General features: G+C 42.3%; 15 protein-coding genes and 1 tRNA gene. 10 read left to right on the top strand and 6 right to left on the bottom strand.

Annotated features, from left to right (window positions below):
* Positions 1 to 27: 27 nt before the first annotated feature.
* Positions 28 to 915 carry an alpha/beta fold hydrolase gene (locus CDG77_RS11420; RefSeq protein ID WP_094329493.1) on the bottom strand — a complete coding sequence of 296 codons (888 nt, stop codon included), beginning with the start codon at positions 913 to 915 and terminating at the stop codon, positions 28 to 30.
* Positions 916 to 1,201: 286 nt separating this feature from the next.
* Here CDG77_RS11420 and CDG77_RS11415 point away from each other — a divergent pair, with 286 nt between their 5' ends.
* Positions 1,202 to 2,842 (top strand): purple acid phosphatase family protein, encoded by a 1,641-nt coding sequence (locus tag CDG77_RS11415; protein ID WP_094329492.1) that lies wholly within the window; start codon positions 1,202 to 1,204, stop codon positions 2,840 to 2,842.
* A 146-nt stretch (positions 2,843 to 2,988) separates the two neighbouring features.
* Here the strand turns inward: CDG77_RS11415 and CDG77_RS11410 are convergent, their stop codons facing one another.
* Positions 2,989 to 3,921: a serine hydrolase gene (locus CDG77_RS11410; RefSeq protein WP_094329491.1), complete on the bottom strand. Its 933-nt coding sequence runs from the start codon at positions 3,919 to 3,921 to the stop codon at positions 2,989 to 2,991.
* A gap of 9 nt (positions 3,922 to 3,930) precedes the next feature.
* Here CDG77_RS11410 and CDG77_RS11405 point away from each other — a divergent pair, with 9 nt between their 5' ends.
* The 3 genes from CDG77_RS11405 (at position 3,931) to CDG77_RS11395 (ending at position 7,197) form a co-directional block, all read left to right on the top strand.
* Positions 3,931 to 4,653: a C40 family peptidase gene (locus CDG77_RS11405; RefSeq protein WP_094329490.1), complete on the top strand. Its 723-nt coding sequence runs from the start codon at positions 3,931 to 3,933 to the stop codon at positions 4,651 to 4,653.
* A complete protein-coding gene (locus tag CDG77_RS11400; protein ID WP_094329489.1) occupies positions 4,650 to 5,663 on the top strand; it encodes a glycosyltransferase family 2 protein in 1,014 nt (337 codons plus the stop codon). The genes CDG77_RS11405 and CDG77_RS11400 overlap by 4 nt, the downstream gene beginning before the upstream one ends.
* Positions 5,664 to 5,943: 280 nt before the next feature.
* Positions 5,944 to 7,197 (top strand): MFS transporter, encoded by a 1,254-nt coding sequence (locus CDG77_RS11395; RefSeq protein WP_094329488.1) that lies wholly within the window; start codon positions 5,944 to 5,946, stop codon positions 7,195 to 7,197.
* 31 nt (positions 7,198 to 7,228) lie between these two features.
* Here CDG77_RS11395 and CDG77_RS11390 read toward each other — a convergent pair.
* Positions 7,229 to 7,302 (bottom strand) — tRNA-Arg (locus CDG77_RS11390).
* 34 nt (positions 7,303 to 7,336) lie between these two features.
* Between CDG77_RS11390 and moaC the strand changes: the two genes are divergently transcribed.
* A complete protein-coding gene (moaC, locus tag CDG77_RS11385; RefSeq protein WP_094329487.1) occupies positions 7,337 to 7,846 on the top strand; it encodes a cyclic pyranopterin monophosphate synthase MoaC in 510 nt (169 codons plus the stop codon).
* Positions 7,847 to 7,924: 78 nt separating this feature from the next.
* Here the strand turns inward: moaC and CDG77_RS11380 are convergent, their stop codons facing one another.
* Positions 7,925 to 8,617, bottom strand: coding sequence for a Uma2 family endonuclease (locus tag CDG77_RS11380; RefSeq protein ID WP_094329486.1), 693 nt, complete (start codon positions 8,615 to 8,617; stop codon positions 7,925 to 7,927).
* 124 nt (positions 8,618 to 8,741) lie between these two features.
* Here CDG77_RS11380 and CDG77_RS11375 point away from each other — a divergent pair, with 124 nt between their 5' ends.
* The 3 genes from CDG77_RS11375 (at position 8,742) to CDG77_RS11365 (ending at position 9,920) form a co-directional block, all read left to right on the top strand.
* Entirely contained in the window at positions 8,742 to 8,999 is a 258-nt protein-coding gene (locus CDG77_RS11375; RefSeq protein WP_094329485.1) for a 2TM domain-containing protein, read from the top strand.
* Positions 9,000 to 9,118: 119 nt separating this feature from the next.
* Positions 9,119 to 9,427 (top strand): DUF3181 family protein, encoded by a 309-nt coding sequence (locus tag CDG77_RS11370; protein ID WP_094329484.1) that lies wholly within the window; start codon positions 9,119 to 9,121, stop codon positions 9,425 to 9,427.
* A 277-nt stretch (positions 9,428 to 9,704) separates the two neighbouring features.
* On the top strand, positions 9,705 to 9,920 hold the full coding sequence (locus CDG77_RS11365) for an acetyltransferase (protein WP_094329483.1): 216 nt from the start codon (positions 9,705 to 9,707) through the stop codon (positions 9,918 to 9,920).
* Between the two features lie 222 nt (positions 9,921 to 10,142).
* On the opposite strand, the gene CDG77_RS11360 is transcribed toward CDG77_RS11365, so the two are convergent.
* The gene (locus tag CDG77_RS11360) at positions 10,143 to 11,891 is read right to left on the bottom strand and encodes a phage tail tape measure protein (RefSeq protein WP_094329482.1); all 1,749 of its coding nucleotides are present in this window, start codon (positions 11,889 to 11,891) and stop codon (positions 10,143 to 10,145) included.
* Positions 11,892 to 12,669: 778 nt separating this feature from the next.
* Between CDG77_RS11360 and CDG77_RS11355 the strand changes: the two genes are divergently transcribed.
* Complete coding sequence (locus CDG77_RS11355) at positions 12,670 to 13,896, top strand: succinate--CoA ligase subunit beta (RefSeq protein WP_094329481.1); 1,227 nt, start codon at positions 12,670 to 12,672, stop codon at positions 13,894 to 13,896.
* Between the two features lie 149 nt (positions 13,897 to 14,045).
* Positions 14,046 to 14,927, top strand: coding sequence for a succinate--CoA ligase subunit alpha (locus CDG77_RS11350; RefSeq protein WP_094329480.1), 882 nt, complete (start codon positions 14,046 to 14,048; stop codon positions 14,925 to 14,927).
* On the opposite strand, the gene CDG77_RS36435 is transcribed toward CDG77_RS11350, so the two are convergent.
* A partial coding sequence (locus tag CDG77_RS36435) for a hypothetical protein (protein WP_223269786.1) occupies positions 14,928 to 15,153 on the bottom strand: 226 nt, incomplete at its 5' end.

Genomic DNA, 15,153 nt, shown 5'->3' with positions numbered 1-15,153 from the left:
GTTATGGATTATTCTCCTTGTCCCCAGTTACCTAAGATATTGTTGCAATAGGCCAATGACAACTTCTGGCATTTCTAAATGAGGTAATATTCCTGCATCTGCGATCGCATAAAAATCTCGAATTGCATTTGGATTTAAATTTGCCAAGCGTCGTCCTAATTTGATGTTGGTAAATTGCGCCTTTTCTCCCCACAACATCACAGTGGGAATTGTCAATTGTTGAATATATAAACTCAGATCGAAGTAAAGATCGCCCCGTAAAAATGCTAAAGCGGCAAACTTGCCATTAGGCTGTTGTGCAGAGGTTAAATAAGCCTCTACCATTTCTTGGGATACTCGTTGCGACTTAGCAAACAGAAAACTTTGTAAAAAATTTCTTACTGCAATTTCATTTTCAGCACCAAGGATATAAATAAAATTGTCCAACAGAGGCGCATTGATTACCGAAAGCGGAAGTCTGCGTCCAGCACCTTGCCCAAAATCATCAAATCCAGAGGGAGACACCAAAAACAGTGTTTTGAATAAATTGGGTTGAACAATAGCTAGGCGGATAGCAAAAGCGGCTGTTAATGATGAGGCTACCACAGTCACCGGCTGGCGACAAGTTTCGATGATAAACTCTGCGATCGTGCTAAGATAATCCCTAATTTTATAATCCCGGACAGGATGAGCCGATTCTCCCCAGCCGATTAAATCGGGGGCTAAAATCCGGTAATTAGAGGCAAAAGCTGGGTAAACTTTAGACCATTCATAAGCAGATGCCCCACCACCAAAGTTATGAAGAAACAAGAGTGGAGGTAAATCTTCAGCATCAGCGTTCGTCCAAGGTGCATTGGTTTGGGTATAGTAAACCATTGCCCCTAATGATGTATGGATAAGTTTATGTCCAAAGCCAGAAGGTTGAAACTGAAGCATAAAATTAAAAAGTTAGTTTAATAGCACTTTACCCGAAAGCAAAATTATTCAGCAGCGTTCAGAGGGTGTAAAGAACACGAAAAACAACCCCCAAAATTAAGCAATAAAAATCGGCAGCTTTCAACAAGCTAATAATAAAATTGCGTTCAGTCATAGACACCCTATAAAACTTGGTATGTTACTCATGCTCAGACACTTACGCAGCCGAAAAATTTCCTTAATGGCTATGCTTGTACTTGTTATATGCTTTACTCTGGTAAGCGTGCGTTCATTTGGGCAAACAATTATGACATCAGCACCCCAACTACTCACCGACCCATTTTTGCAACTGCCAACTGAAACCTCAGTGCGAGTAGTTTGGTTTACTGAGTTTGCTGGTGTTAATCACACCGTAACCTACGGTGAAAATCTCAAACTAAGTGTTAAGGCAGATACTACCAAACTTACTCGCACGCGTGAAGACCAAGAATCAAGAGTTGGAAACCAAACCAAAGACGGCGAAGTTTATCAAAAACCCGTCCAGCGTGACATTTGGCGACATGAAGCTGAGGTAACTGGGTTAACTGCTGATGTGCGGGTAAATTATCGTGTTAGGAGTGTGCGAGAAGACAACGAAAGTGCTAGTAGTAATGTTTTTAGCCTCGCAGCTACTCCCAAACCAGATACACCATTAAAAATTTTACTCACCTCAGATCATCAATTAAAGCCAATGACAGCAGCAAATCTGCAAAAGGTGGTAGAAACTATTGGACGAGTCGATGGAGTCTGGTTTGCTGGCGATTTGGTCAATGTTAGCGATCGCGCCTCAGAATGGTTTGATGATAATAGTGGTGGTGCGTTGTTTCCTGGTTTACAAGGTCGTGCTAAATATAAGATGACGCACGACGGTGTTAAAACAACCTACACTGGCGGACAAATAATTCAAAATGCACCCATGTTTACTTGCATTGGTAATCATGAGGTGATGGGACGCTTTGCTAGGGCGGGAAGTTTAGATGGTGAATTTGATGATACAATCCCTCGTTCAGTTGCTCAAAAAATCTATCGAGACAAATCTTTAATCGATAATTCTTTTAATACTAATACCTACGAAGAGATTTTTTCTTTACCCAAAAGTAAAGAGGGAGGAAAAAGGTATTATGCAGTTACCTTTGGTGATACGCGTTTGGTGGTACTGTATGCTACGAATATGTGGCGGACTCCTAGCTTAAATGGAAAGCGTAAGGGGAGATATCTCGAAGCCGAAAATGATTTAAATAATCCTGAAGATTGGGGTTATGGACAGGTAATTTATGAGCCAATTGCTAAAGGTAGCAAGCAGTATAATTGGCTAGAGTCGGAACTTAACAGCCCTGAGTTTCAACAAGCAAAATACAAAGTTGTGATGTTCCATCACCCACCCCATACTTTGGGTGATAATATAGTTCCTGCTTATACAGATCCAGTTCAAATAATTGAACGGGATGGGAATAATATTAAAGCTGTGCGTTACGAATATCCAAAAGATGCAGATTATATTATCCGCGATGTTGTGCCTTTATTAGAAGCGGCTAATGTGCAATTAGTATTTTATGGGCATTCTCATTTGTGGAACCGCTTTATTAGTCCCAGTGGAATGCACTTTCTGGAAACATCTAATGTAGGTAATAGTTACGGCGCTGCTTGGGGTGATAGAAAGCGAGAAGTTCCAATTGGATATCAAGAGGATTATGTTAAGCTTGGCGATCCCAATGGGTTAGAACCGATAGTGCCAACAATTGCCCCCTTGCTGGGTGAAGATGGTAAGCGGATGCCTTATATTGCGAGTAATGATATTACGGTTTTTAGTATCTTTGATACGGGGACAGGTACGATAAGTAGTTATCGTTTTGATACTCGCAAGCCTGATTCGGAAGTATTGAAGTTTGACGAATTTAAGTTGAAATAGCCGGGGCAATGGAATTCGCGGCTACACAAACAAAGTCCGCCTCCGCGGACTAAGAAGAAATTGAGGGTTTGAACCCACGGAGGTGGGTTTTGCCTATGTAGGCGCGGTTTCTAACCGCCGATTTTATTTAAGTTCACAGGAGTAGATTATAGACTAGCGATCGCTTCGGAAACTAGTTTAGAAACAAAGGGTAAAATATCCCGACTCTTAGCTTGGGCTTTACCTTCAGTAAATACCACTAAGAGGTAAGGGCGCTGTTCTGGTAATTCAATATACGCGGCATCATGGTGAACTTGACTTGTCCAACCTGCCTTTGACCAAATTTGAGCATTTTTAGGGAGTCCACCGCCTAAAAAACCTGCTACCTGATCTTCCTCTCTGTCAGTGGGCAAATCGTTGAGAGGACGCTTCAGTAAAGCCATCATTGTTTGCGATCGCGCACTTGAAACCGCCACCCCACCTACAATACTATGCAGTAACCTAGCGATCGCATTTGTGGTTAACATATTGCGATTTTCTAGTAACTCCCCCACAAACGCCCGTTCCCGCCCATAAGGGCCATCACTCCAAGTTTTTTGACAGACGTTAATCGTCTCCATTTCTTCCCAACCCAAAGATTGGTAATAGCGGTTAACAATATTACGCTGATATTTCCAGGTTTCAAAGGGTCCGGTTGGTAATTGTGGCCCTGATGTGGTGCCACTCAAAATATCCACAACCAAGCTGGTAGCATCGTTACTAGAATCGACAATCATATCCCGCAAAGCTCGCTCCAACTCCTTGGAGGTTTGACTCATGCCTTTTTCTAGCCATTCATTTACCGCCACCAAGTAAAATAGCTTGACTACACTGGCGGGATAAATCCGCTCAACACCCCGATAAGTGAAACCACGAACTGGGTGATCCCAAAAAGCGTTGGGAGTCAGCGCCCCACCAGTATTTACTCGCACTGGGGGATCGTAAACAACCCAAGTCAAGGCAATTTGGTTACGTGCTAAGGTCGGAAATGCTGCCCAAGTTGCATCTAAAATGCCATTACCAAGATTTTCGAGTTGTTCGTCTTTATTAAAAAAAATCATTCTCTGATAATGTCCTTTAATCTAAAATCCAAAATCCAAAATCCAAAATCAGGGGAGTATCAGTGTTTAGCTGACCTGAATTTATATGATTCTCCTGAATGTACGCGTTTAGCAACTCAATCTGCATCTGGAAGACATTTGTGGGTAACATCAAATCATCAAAATTTAGCGGTTGAGGTGTATTTATGTGAAGATGACTATCCGGGATGGGTATCTGTTTCAGATTTTGATTCATTACAATCTGCTACTGTACCTTATCAGGCTGCAACATTTTCTGAATCGGAGATTAAAAAACTCCTAGCAGAAATTATCGCCTTTACCCAAAATGCGATGCAACAATCAAATTATTACCTTTGGGGTGGTACGGTTGGGCCAAATTATGACTGTTCTGGGTTAATGCAGGCGGCGTTTGCTTCGGTGGGTATTTGGCTACCTAGAGATGCCTATCAACAGGAAGGATTCACTCAACCAATTACAATTGCAGAATTAGCAGTTGGGGATCTGGTATTTTTTGGAACTAGCCAAAAAGCCACCCATGTCGGGCTTTATTTGGCCGATGGTTATTATATCCATAGTTCTGGTAAAGAGCAGGGGCGGAATGGGATCGGCATTGATATTCTCTCGGAACAGGGAGATGCGGTTAGTCAGTCGTACTATCAGCAGCTGCGAGGGGCTGGGAGAGTTTTTCAGAGTTACGAACCACGAAGACGCAAAGGGCGCGAAGAAATATGAGGAGTGGGTTGGTCGATCAGGGATTGAGTGACGAGAATGGGACTATTTCCGTAATTGTCCCAGATGTTTCGGTGGTAGTGCCGATACATGACGAGGTGGAGAGTTTGCCACTTTTACTAGAAGCGATCGCATCTACTTTATCTTCTAGTCAGGTAAATTATGAAATCATCTGTGTGGATGATGGTTCTACAGATGGTTCTGGGGATTTTCTGAAAAAAGAGGCGCAAATCCGCACTGATTTAAAGGCGGTGATTTTGCGTCGCAATTACGGACAAACTGCGGCGATGGCTGCTGGGTTTCATTATGCAGTCGGTAAAGCGATTGTCACTTTAGATGCCGATCTCCAGAACGATCCGGCTGATATCCCCATGTTATTAGCAAAGCTGGATGAAGGTTACGATTTAGTGAGTGGTTGGCGGCAAAATCGCCAAGATGGTGCTGTAAATCGGTTACTTCCTTCCAAAATTGCCAACTGGCTAATTCGCCGCACCACTAGCGTGAATATTCATGATTATGGCTGTTCGCTGAAAGCCTATCGTGCAGAACTGTTGGCAGATATGAATCTCTACGGCGAACTACACCGATTTTTACCCGCTCTGGCATACATTGAAGGAGCTAGAATTACTGAAATACCCGTGCGTCATCACGCCCGTCGCTTTGGTCATAGTAAATATGGAATTTGGCGGACATTCCGGGTATTGATGGATTTGTTAACCATTCTGTTTATGAAAAAATTCCTCACCCGTCCGATGCACGTTTTTGGACTGTTGGGCTTGATTTCAATGTTTTCGGGCACTGCGATCGGAATTTACTTGACTTTCGTCAAATTAGCTTTAGGTGAGATGATTGGCAATCGCCCCTTGCTAAGTTTAGCAGTTCTGCTGCTAGTAACGGGAGTGCAGTTGTTTTGCTTCGGTCTTTTAGCAGAATTACTCATGCGTACATACCATGAATCCCAAGGGCGGCCTATCTATCGGGTGCGAGAAGTAGTAGCAAAAAATGTTAAGTAACGTAACAATAGTCATTAGTCATTGGTCATTGGTCATTAGTAAAGAGTTAAATCTCGTCCATTTTGAAATTGGAGTTTTCAGGAGAGTATATTATTCTCTCGTGGCTTAAATTCTGAGCTTTACCCAAAAACTAAGGTTTTCAACGTAGATGCGGTTTAAGAATAAATATTAGTTGACTCTAAACAAATGACAAATGACAAATGACAAATGACAAATGACAAATGACAAATGACAAATGACCAATGAAAAATGACAAAAAACAATTAAATTAGCATCTACCTTGAAAGCATTTAATACTTTTGATACCGAACTACGGCGCAACCTGCTTGTTTTATTTACAGCAGGTTTATTATTCTGGTCGAGTTTGTCTGCACTCTTACCAACCTTACCGCTTTACATCGATGATGTGGGCGCAAGTAAGCAAGAAATTGGGATTGTAATGGGTAGTTTCGCCATTGGCTTATTGTTATCTCGCCCGACGCTGGGACGATTAGCCGATGAACGCGATCGCAAAATTGTCTTGCTGATTGGTACGATAGTAGCTGCGATCGCACCCTTTGGTTACTTGGCAACCCAATCAATTGGGCTATTAATCCTGGTGCGAATTTTTCACGGCATTAGCGTTGCTGCTTTTACCACTGGCTACAGTGCCTTAATCGCAGATTTAGCCCCCACAGAAACTCGTGGTGAAATCATTGGTTACATGACTCTGGCAACTCCCCTTGGTTTGGCAATTGGCCCTGCCTTGGGTGGGTATTTAGAAGCTACAAGTGGCTACGGGATATTATTTCTCTTCTCTGCCGAATTGGGTTTTGTCGCTCTTTTGGGGATTGTACAAGTTACTAAGGAGCCAGTGCCGACACAAGAGCAAACGAAGACTGAGGATCGCAATTTTTGGCAAATTTTGAGCAGCCCACAGGTGAAAGTTCCAACTATAGTTATGTTGCTGGTTGGTTTGTCTCTCGGTGCTGTACATACCTTTGTGTCATTGTTCCTCAAATCCAGTCAGGTAGACTTCAACGGCGGACTGTTTTTTACAGCTTCGGCAATTTCTAGTTTTAGTATCAGGGTGTTTGCTGGTAAGGCAAGCGATCGCTTTGGTCGTGGTTTATTTATCACCTTTGGTATTTTTTTCTACGTTCTAGCGTCAATACTGCTATGGCAGGCTCATAGTGCGATGTTTTTCTTATTGGCTGCGATCGCTGAAGGTGCTGGTGGTGGTACACTCATTTCCATGATGATTACTCTGATGGCAGACCGCTCGCTGCCGCAAGAACGGGGGCAAGTTTTTGCTCTATGCGTAGCTGGACTTGACCTGGGAATTGCGATCGCTGCTCCTGTTTTGGGTAGCATCGCAGAACTTGTAGGCTACCGCGATATGTTTGGCTATGGTGCTGCGATCGCTTCTGTTGCACTGGTTATCTTCCTCACCCAATCGAGCAAAGATTTATCCAACTCCCTGCGCTTTGCACTAGGTCTGGCTCCAGATGCTTATGCTTTGAAAAACTTAAAAGTCAGGAGTAAGGAACTTTAATTCCTCACTCCTGACTTTCAACTTTAAAATACGGGCGAGGAGGGATTCGAACCCCCGACACCGTGGTCCGTAGCCACGTGCTCTAGTCCACTGAGCTACACACCCTCACTGACAATTTATATTAACACGTTCTAACTAAATGACGCAAGATAATTTTTCATCTAATTTTGCCAGCTTAACCCATCTAGATCGCCAAGGACAGGCACAGATGGTAGATGTGACGGGTAAAGCACCCACCATCCGCCAAGCAGTAGCTGCGGCAAATGTACGAATGCTGCCAACAACCTTCGCTGCCATTCAAGCCGGAAATGTCCCAAAAGGTGATGTGCTGGCAACTGCAAGATTGGCGGGGATTATGGCAGCCAAGCAAACAGCCGCTTTAATTCCTCTGTGTCATCCATTGCCTTTGCAAAAAATCGCAGTCGAAATTACACCCGATCCGCATCTACCCGGTTATCAAATTCAAGCCACAGTCAAAACTAAAGCTGAAACTGGTGTAGAGATGGAAGCCTTAACTGCCGTTTCTGTGGCTGCACTGACTTTATACGATATGGCAAAAGCCTTAGAGAAGTCGATTCAAATTGAATCGATTCGTTTAATAAGTAAGAGTGGCGGGAAATCAGGAGATTATTCCCTGTTAGAGCAATAACTTTTTGGGGAATGGGGAATTGGGAATGGGGAATTGGGAATTGGTTATTAATTCTTCTCCCTCATCCCCACTCCTCATTCACGGCAGATTGTCAGGATCAATGCCGAGATTACGCAAATATGCTGCTAACTGTTCAGCGCGTTGACGTTCTTGTTCAGCGCGTTGACGTTCTTGTTCTACCAATAACTCAGCTTGTTCTGCCCGTTGATTAAGTTCCAGCGAATTCAAAAATCTTTGTCCATCTGGATGGTAAATTACTAACTCCCCAAGCCCCGTTTGAAATCTAATTCCTAAGCGGGGGCTGACCCAACCATCCATTTGCCATAGCTTATTCAAATGGTTATTTTGCCGCAACCAGCCATCTAGTTGAAAGCTTTCAGGATCGTATAAATAATATTCTTCAACACCGTAAGTATCGTAAAACTCCAGCTTCCGCTCCATTTCCTTGGTATCGTTACTATAAGAAAGAATCTCAAAGACTACTTGCGGTGGAATATTATCTTCTTGCCACTGACGGTAGGAACGACGTTTTCCCTTTGATCTACCGAAAACAACCATTACATCAGGTGCAGTCGGTGTAATCAGCCGAGAACGAACAGGATACCAAAGTAAATCTCCCGCAATCAAAACATTCTCATTATTAGCAAACAGAATCTCTAAATTCTCCTTAATCAGGACAATCCAACGATATTGTTCTGTATTGTCTGCCATTGGTTTGCCGTCACTATCTGGATAGAGGAGATCGGGGTCTATTTGCTCAAAGATCGTCATCTGATTTAACCCAGTGGCTCTTGACTTCCAATTTAATTATGACTGGTTGTAAGGGTCTAATAGCAACCACTGCCACAAAAACCTTAGAATAAATAGGGTGTATTTAAATCTGTAACAAATATTTATGCCTCCTCGTTGGCCTCGCAAACCCGATCGCAAAGACCCTGATTATCGCAAGATCGATGACCGGATGAATTTTGCCACCCATGTAGCGATCGCTGCTACGATTAATTCTGGCTTGTGGTTTTTCCACATTTTGAAAGATACTACCTGGGAGTGGCTGCCTTGGGTAACTTTAAGTTGGACAGGAATAGTGCTGGTGCATTTGATTTATATTAGTGCGATCGCTAACTACACCGAAGCTCCACCCAAATCCACCTGAAGATGGATTACTCATGCTGGGGCGATTGTAACCTCTGGTAGTAGGATTAGCCTGTTAATTGAGCCATAATGTAAAAAAGCCTGAGATTTCGCACTTTTTCTTAATGTAGGGTTATTTTTATGGCTAAGACTAACACCACAGAACTACTGGAAGCCCTAGCAGCTGAAATTGGCGAAAGTGTCTATATGGACATTGCCAAGTGGCATCTTTATTTATCTAATGCCAAACTGCATACTCTTGTTGCCGAACGACTGTATCCTTTAATTACTTCTAACAGTGTAAGTGAAGACCAAGTTTTAAAAGTCTTGCAATCAATTACAGTGAAAATTGGCGGTGGTAGAAGTGAACTTCCTTTAATTGATTTACTGCCACTGCAATGCCAGGTTACTTTAGTTGATATTTTGGAGAAATATCAACGCGATTCATAATTGCTAAAACCAAGATTATCTTAGTTGGACTATTTTATTAATCAGCATTTCCTGATTCGATTTTAGCTAATGAATTAGGTAATATTTTTCTGTGCCAACTCTATAAAAATAAAATCTACAGCTACACATAGATTATCGTGTAATTTCTGTGTGGATTTTTAATAAAAATTTCCTTTAACAATTAAGGGATATCCGCGTTCAAAATCAGTTTAGATTTGAGCGAGTTTATGTTGAGACTCGCTTTGAACTTTCATGCAAACTCATTGAGGCAATTTCTATGCTTTTACAAATCAAAGATAGTGACAAATTGGTGAAAATTCTCGAAATTCAAGAATTGCTCGATCCTAATAGTAACGTCGTTCAAGGACGAGAACAAAAAGGTGAAGAAGAACAACCACCTGATAGTTTTAAAAAAGAAAATCTCGTTTTTCCTTCTGGTGAAGTTCTACCACGCTGTTGGTTAGATGCCGATTATAGACACGACAACGGTTAATCAACTAGATCCCCGACAATTTTTACAAAGTCGGGGATCGATTGTTCGCAAACAATTTATGATTGTTGGCGTTGTATAAATGCGGGATGAATCAGGTAAACACGGGTACTTAACGATCCTTTAAATAATGGACATTGCACAATAGAACACCTCAACTCATCCCTTGATTATGCAACGCCAGAATTCCTATAGATTCCAAACTCTTCACGCTAACATTTCTACTTACCCGCCTAAAGTCCGTGTATAAATTACCTGACCTTTAGAATCGTAGAGGAAAAGGGGCAAGTTGGCATTTTCACCAATTACAGCTAAAGCTTCCCGTAAGATTTGCAAGTGATTGGTAACGTCAATAGCAGTACTAGAATTTTCAGAATAAGGATTAGCCAAGTTATTTTGCCTTATTTGGTCATACTCAGGGGTTAGCCGGACAATAATTCCTGCATTATCTATGCTAAAGATGCAAATCCGAATTCCATTAATACAGGTTTTATCCAAGTCAGTGCGGGTTTGTTGGAAACTACTAACAACTTGTAGTTTTTCTTGTGCTTGTTTAAGGGCTATTGAATAGGGTTCAATCAGAGACTGAGCCTGAGTATAGTACAAACTATCTTGGGAAACTTTTTTAGCAGTTTGCAAAGCCTGATCCCAGTATGTAGCTGCTGCTTGCCATTGGTTTTGTTGCTGATATATTTTGGCTTGGTTGGCAGCGCTAACGGCTTGTTGGTAGGTTTTAGTGGCTAATTGTTCTTTCGTCGCGCGATCGCGTGCTGCTACTAACTTAGGTCTATAATCTATCAACAGCTTTGCAGCTTCTTGGTATCCAGAGCTAGTTAGGGGAATGCTATTCAAAGCATTAATTGCCACCAACCAAGTAGACTTCACCTTTTGCCAATCATTCAAAGATTTTGCAGTAGTTTCCCGGTTCTCAGCAACACTAGCTACAGCTTTTGCTGCTGTGAGTTTTTTGAGCCATTTTTCCTCAATAAATATCTGCTGATTTACAGCGTGCAAACGGACACGATAATTAAGTAATTTACCCTGTACTAGCCCATAGAGTTCGCTACTAGAACTTATAGTTTCTAGGGGCGCTATAGCTTGTCGCCATAAATGCTGTCTAGCTTGTAATTCCTCTAGGCTAGATGCAGGAGTTTGAACTTTTTGTGTCGCCAAAGCTCCCGTCTGCAATGCCTTAACCACCTGGTTGATTTTTTCTGACCGTCCCGACAAACTTGCTTTTAGTTCTTCTGACTCTTGGTAACGGGGCGACCAACTAGGAATTACATTTAGGGTGGCGCTGGCTGCTGCAAGTTGTTGTTGTATAGCTACTAATTCTTTTTCAGACTTGGCGCGGCGCATCAGTTGTGGAGACTTTATTTTTAATTGCTCGGCGGTTTGTATTTCTTTACACTCAGACATCACACAAGGGCGAGTCAATAAATAAGCACCACCGCCTAAAACTACAATCCCCACTAAGGCTGCACCCAGCAAGATGGGTTTGATTTGAAATCCTGCCTTTGAAGTCGGAAAATTTGGCGCATCTGCAAATGGGTCAAACGGTTCCTCTTCCTCAGCCTCATCGAATGATGGAGAATAAGTCAGAGCCGATGAAGAAAGTGGAGAAAAGTATTCCTCCTCTGTTTCCCCTGCTCCTCCATCCCCCCATCCTCCCCTCTGCTTCAAAGCCAAGAAACATTTGGCATAAGGGAGTTGTTCGCCAAAAACTCTCAGGAAACATTGCACTTGCCGATCTGTGTGGGGTGTTACAGACTGAAGTACTTCCTCAATTACTGCAAAGATGATCTGAGCGTCAACTATTACATCTGATTCATGTTGCGTTAAAACCATTAGCCCGTCTTTATTGACGGCGCATTTAACCTCGAAGACTTCAGCCGATGAGACTTCTACAAGCAATTGTTCCTGCAAAGTTTTGGCTAAAAGCTGTAAATCTTCCTGCTGGACTGCTACCTTCATAGAGCTTTTCCGCTCAACTTCTATATTGTTTTGATTATCTTTAAGGGAATGAAATGAACTTTTGAGGTTTGTTGAATGCAAATGCACAGTTTAACGAACCACAGCCGGAAATATCTGAACGACCAACTTTCTAACACAAATTCTGACTTTTCACCAAAAATTAAAAAAGCAGTTATTGTTCGCGGCGCTACATTTTTAACTCCCTAGATCCAAAATTAAATAATCTGTCTTCAGATATAAATTACAAATAAAAAATGGGAATAATAGAGTTTTTGAGTATTTTCACTGCATTATTTTGCGACAGTTAAATTCACAATAGCTACTAAGTAGGCAGGCACAAATAAATATAACTATGTAACGAGAAGTAAAAGCGGTGAAAACCTTGTGATTGCTTCACTTTACTTCGTTGCGTTCGCAATGACATAGTTATAAATTTTCTCACCCACCTACTTACTCTGCAAAATCATAGTTGCAGAGCAGTTGTGAAAAACTTATCTAAAGGTTAAGGAAACGATACTAGGTCAGAGGGTTTTGACAGAAATGCTAGTTATCTTCTATGCTGGGGAACTTACTGAAAAGATTAATTACGTGTTGTGGCTCTGGCACAACCAGGTTGGCGAGCAAAATTAATGTGTCTCTTATGCTGAATTCGATAAAATCGATCCGTGAAAAATAAATTTTTATAGCTGCCAAAAGCTTAACTTTGAAATAAAAGTGCTGCAAAATATTAAGACAGCACTCACCAAAAGCTTGGAAAGTGTAAATACAAGGTGTATCAATGGATTTATTAGAGTATCAAGTTAAAGAATGGTTTGGGAAGATAGGCATTCCGGTATTGCCTTCCCAACGAATTGACCATCCTACAGATTTGAAACGTTTAAAAATTCGCTTTCCAATTGTACTGAAATCTCAAGTACATGGAGCGGAACGGGCAAAAGCGGGTGGAGTCAGGTTTGCCGAAACGACAATAGATGCGATCGCAGCAGCGCAAAATATCTTTAGTCTACCAATATGGGGCGAATTGCCAGAAGTTGTGCTGGCAGAATCGCAATACGACGCAAACCAGGAATTTTATCTCGCGGTGGTTTTAGATACTGCTGTTTGCCGGCCAGTCCTTTTAGGTTGCAAAGAAGCAGACATTGATTGGGAATCTGCTGGAGAAAAAATGCACCATGTTGTCGTGGAACAGGAATTTTCGCCATTTTATGCCCGACGGCTGGCTTTAAAAATGGGTTTACAGGGAACGCTGATGCAGTCGGTAAGCAGCGTTTTGGAGAAAATGTACCACTTATTTGTGCAAAAAGACCTGGATTTAGTCGAAATAAATCCCTTGGCAGTCAGTGCCAATGGTCAGGTTATGGCTCTTAATGGTAAAGTCAGGATTAACGAACGGGCAATCAAGCGCCATCCAGACCTCGCCGAGATGGCAGCAAAAATTATCAGCCGTCATACCAGTACTGAAATCAATGGGATTTTGGGTGATTGGGATAGTATAAAAATTCATGGAAAAATCGGTATTTTAGGTAATGGTACTGGTTCAGTAATGGCAACTTTGGATTTAGTAGCCAATGCTGGTGGCAACCCAGGTGTTTGTTTAAATCTACGTCATGCTTTCCTTACAGATACTACACCAACGACCTTCCGCGATCGCCTAGAGACAGGTCTGAAAATCCTGGAAGCTGACAAAAGCATTCAAGTAATCCTCATCAACTTTCTGGGTAGCATTCCTCAAACTGAGGAAGTGGTTGAAGTTATAGCCAGAGTTGTGCAGCAAGACAACAGCGAACTGGAATCACAAGTTGTGCGTTCTAATGGCAGTAAAAGTCGCCAAGAACGGAATTTTAAACCCTTAGTTGTCCGTCTTGCTGGTTCTGAATTTAATGCTGCGAGAAAATATTTAGCAACACTAAAAACCCACAGCGATGCGCTACTCGTGGTAGAAAATTTAGATGAAGCAGTAGCGGCAGCAGTTCGTCTTGCTAAACCAACTGCTAATAAAAAGTAGTGACTATCATTTTGTTCCAAATCAAAAATTATTAATTTTTACCACGAAAATATATCGTTGGGCATTGGTCATTTCCCTTGCTCCATGCTCCCTGCCCTTCTTGCCTAGTGGCTTAATTCACTGGGTTGTCAAACTTACGGTAATTTTTTATGAACCTAACGCCAGAAAGTAAAGTATTAATTCAAGGCTTTTGTGAATTTATATCAGGTACTCATGTTGCTCAAATGCAAGCTTATGGCACGAATTTGGTCGCTGGTGTCAATCCAGGATGTGGCGGACAGGAATTGCATGGACTGCCAGTATTTGACTTAGTAGAGGAGGTAATAGAACAATTTGGGGTAATTGACACAACAATTATTTGTGTAGATCCTTACGACGTTCTAGATGCGGCATTAGAAGCGATCGCATCTCATATTAGCCAAATCATTATTATCACTGCTGGCGTGCCACCTTTGGATATGGTGCAATTACTCCGCAAAGCCGAAGCCTGTGAAACTTTGGTAATCGGGCCCAACAGTCCGGGGATCATTGTACCGGGAAAAATTCTTTTAGGTACTCAACCTAGCGAGTTTTATACTCCTGGATCTGTGGGGATCGTTAGTCGTAGTAGCACTCTCACTTATGAAGTTGCTTACGAATTAACAAAAGCAGGTTTGGGACAGTCCATTAGTGTCAGTATTGGTAGCGATCCGATCGTTGGTTCCTCATTTCTCCAATGGTTGCAAATTCTGGATGAAGACGAAACTACAGAGGCGATCGTTTTAGTCGGTCAACCTGGTGGTGGTAGTGAAGAAGCAGCAGCCCGGTACATTGCTGAGGCAATTGATAAACCAGTCATTGCCTACATTGCAGGAAGACTTGCGCCACCAGGAAAAACTTGGCGACAAACAGGGACTTTAGCAACCGTTATCGGCCGCGAACCGAACTTTGGTACAGCCCAAAGTAAATTAGCTGCTTTAAAAGAAGCGGAAGTTCCAGTCGCTGAACGCCCTTCTCAGATTCCAGAATTATTGAGAAAGGAGATTAATTAATTACAAAAAGCGCCCTAAAGCAGCATAGGTAAAGCACACCACACACTCATCCCCATTCCAGCCAGCAGAACGCAACCCCGCTAAGTAACCCTCAAGCACAAGTTTTTCCAGGGGTATTAGTGATGATATCATGTCCGCATAATTAGTTATGCTAACCACAGTCATTACACCCCACCCCCAACCCCTCCCCGCTCTTCGGGAGGGGAGACAAAGCGTAGCTTTGGCG

This window comes from Nostoc sp. 'Peltigera membranacea cyanobiont' 213 (assembly GCF_002245975.1).
Classification (GTDB): Bacteria; Cyanobacteriota; Cyanobacteriia; order Cyanobacteriales; family Nostocaceae; genus Nostoc.
This window is presented reverse-complemented; position numbering and strand designations above follow the sequence as displayed.

Excerpts from the sequence above, each read along its gene's own strand:
- CDG77_RS11370 (WP_094329484.1), top strand. The coding sequence starts at position 9,119 with ATGGCTAAGACTAACACCACAGAACTACTGGAAGCCCTAGCAGCTGAA.
- CDG77_RS11405 (WP_094329490.1), top strand. The coding sequence starts at position 3,931 with ATGTCCTTTAATCTAAAATCCAAAATCCAAAATCCAAAATCAGGGGAG.
- CDG77_RS11350 (WP_094329480.1), top strand. The coding sequence starts at position 14,046 with ATGAACCTAACGCCAGAAAGTAAAGTATTAATTCAAGGCTTTTGTGAA.
- CDG77_RS11355 (WP_094329481.1), top strand. The coding sequence starts at position 12,670 with ATGGATTTATTAGAGTATCAAGTTAAAGAATGGTTTGGGAAGATAGGC.
- moaC (WP_094329487.1), top strand. The coding sequence starts at position 7,337 with ATGACGCAAGATAATTTTTCATCTAATTTTGCCAGCTTAACCCATCTA.
- CDG77_RS11400 (WP_094329489.1), top strand. The coding sequence starts at position 4,650 with ATGAGGAGTGGGTTGGTCGATCAGGGATTGAGTGACGAGAATGGGACT.
- CDG77_RS11415 (WP_094329492.1), top strand. The coding sequence starts at position 1,202 with ATGACATCAGCACCCCAACTACTCACCGACCCATTTTTGCAACTGCCA.
- CDG77_RS11380 (WP_094329486.1), bottom strand. The coding sequence starts at position 8,617 with ATGACGATCTTTGAGCAAATAGACCCCGATCTCCTCTATCCAGATAGT.
- CDG77_RS11375 (WP_094329485.1), top strand. The coding sequence starts at position 8,742 with ATGCCTCCTCGTTGGCCTCGCAAACCCGATCGCAAAGACCCTGATTAT.
- CDG77_RS11410 (WP_094329491.1), bottom strand. The coding sequence starts at position 3,921 with ATGATTTTTTTTAATAAAGACGAACAACTCGAAAATCTTGGTAATGGC.
- CDG77_RS11365 (WP_094329483.1), top strand. The coding sequence starts at position 9,705 with ATGCTTTTACAAATCAAAGATAGTGACAAATTGGTGAAAATTCTCGAA.
- CDG77_RS11420 (WP_094329493.1), bottom strand. The coding sequence starts at position 915 with ATGCTTCAGTTTCAACCTTCTGGCTTTGGACATAAACTTATCCATACA.
- CDG77_RS11360 (WP_094329482.1), bottom strand. The coding sequence starts at position 11,891 with ATGAAGGTAGCAGTCCAGCAGGAAGATTTACAGCTTTTAGCCAAAACT.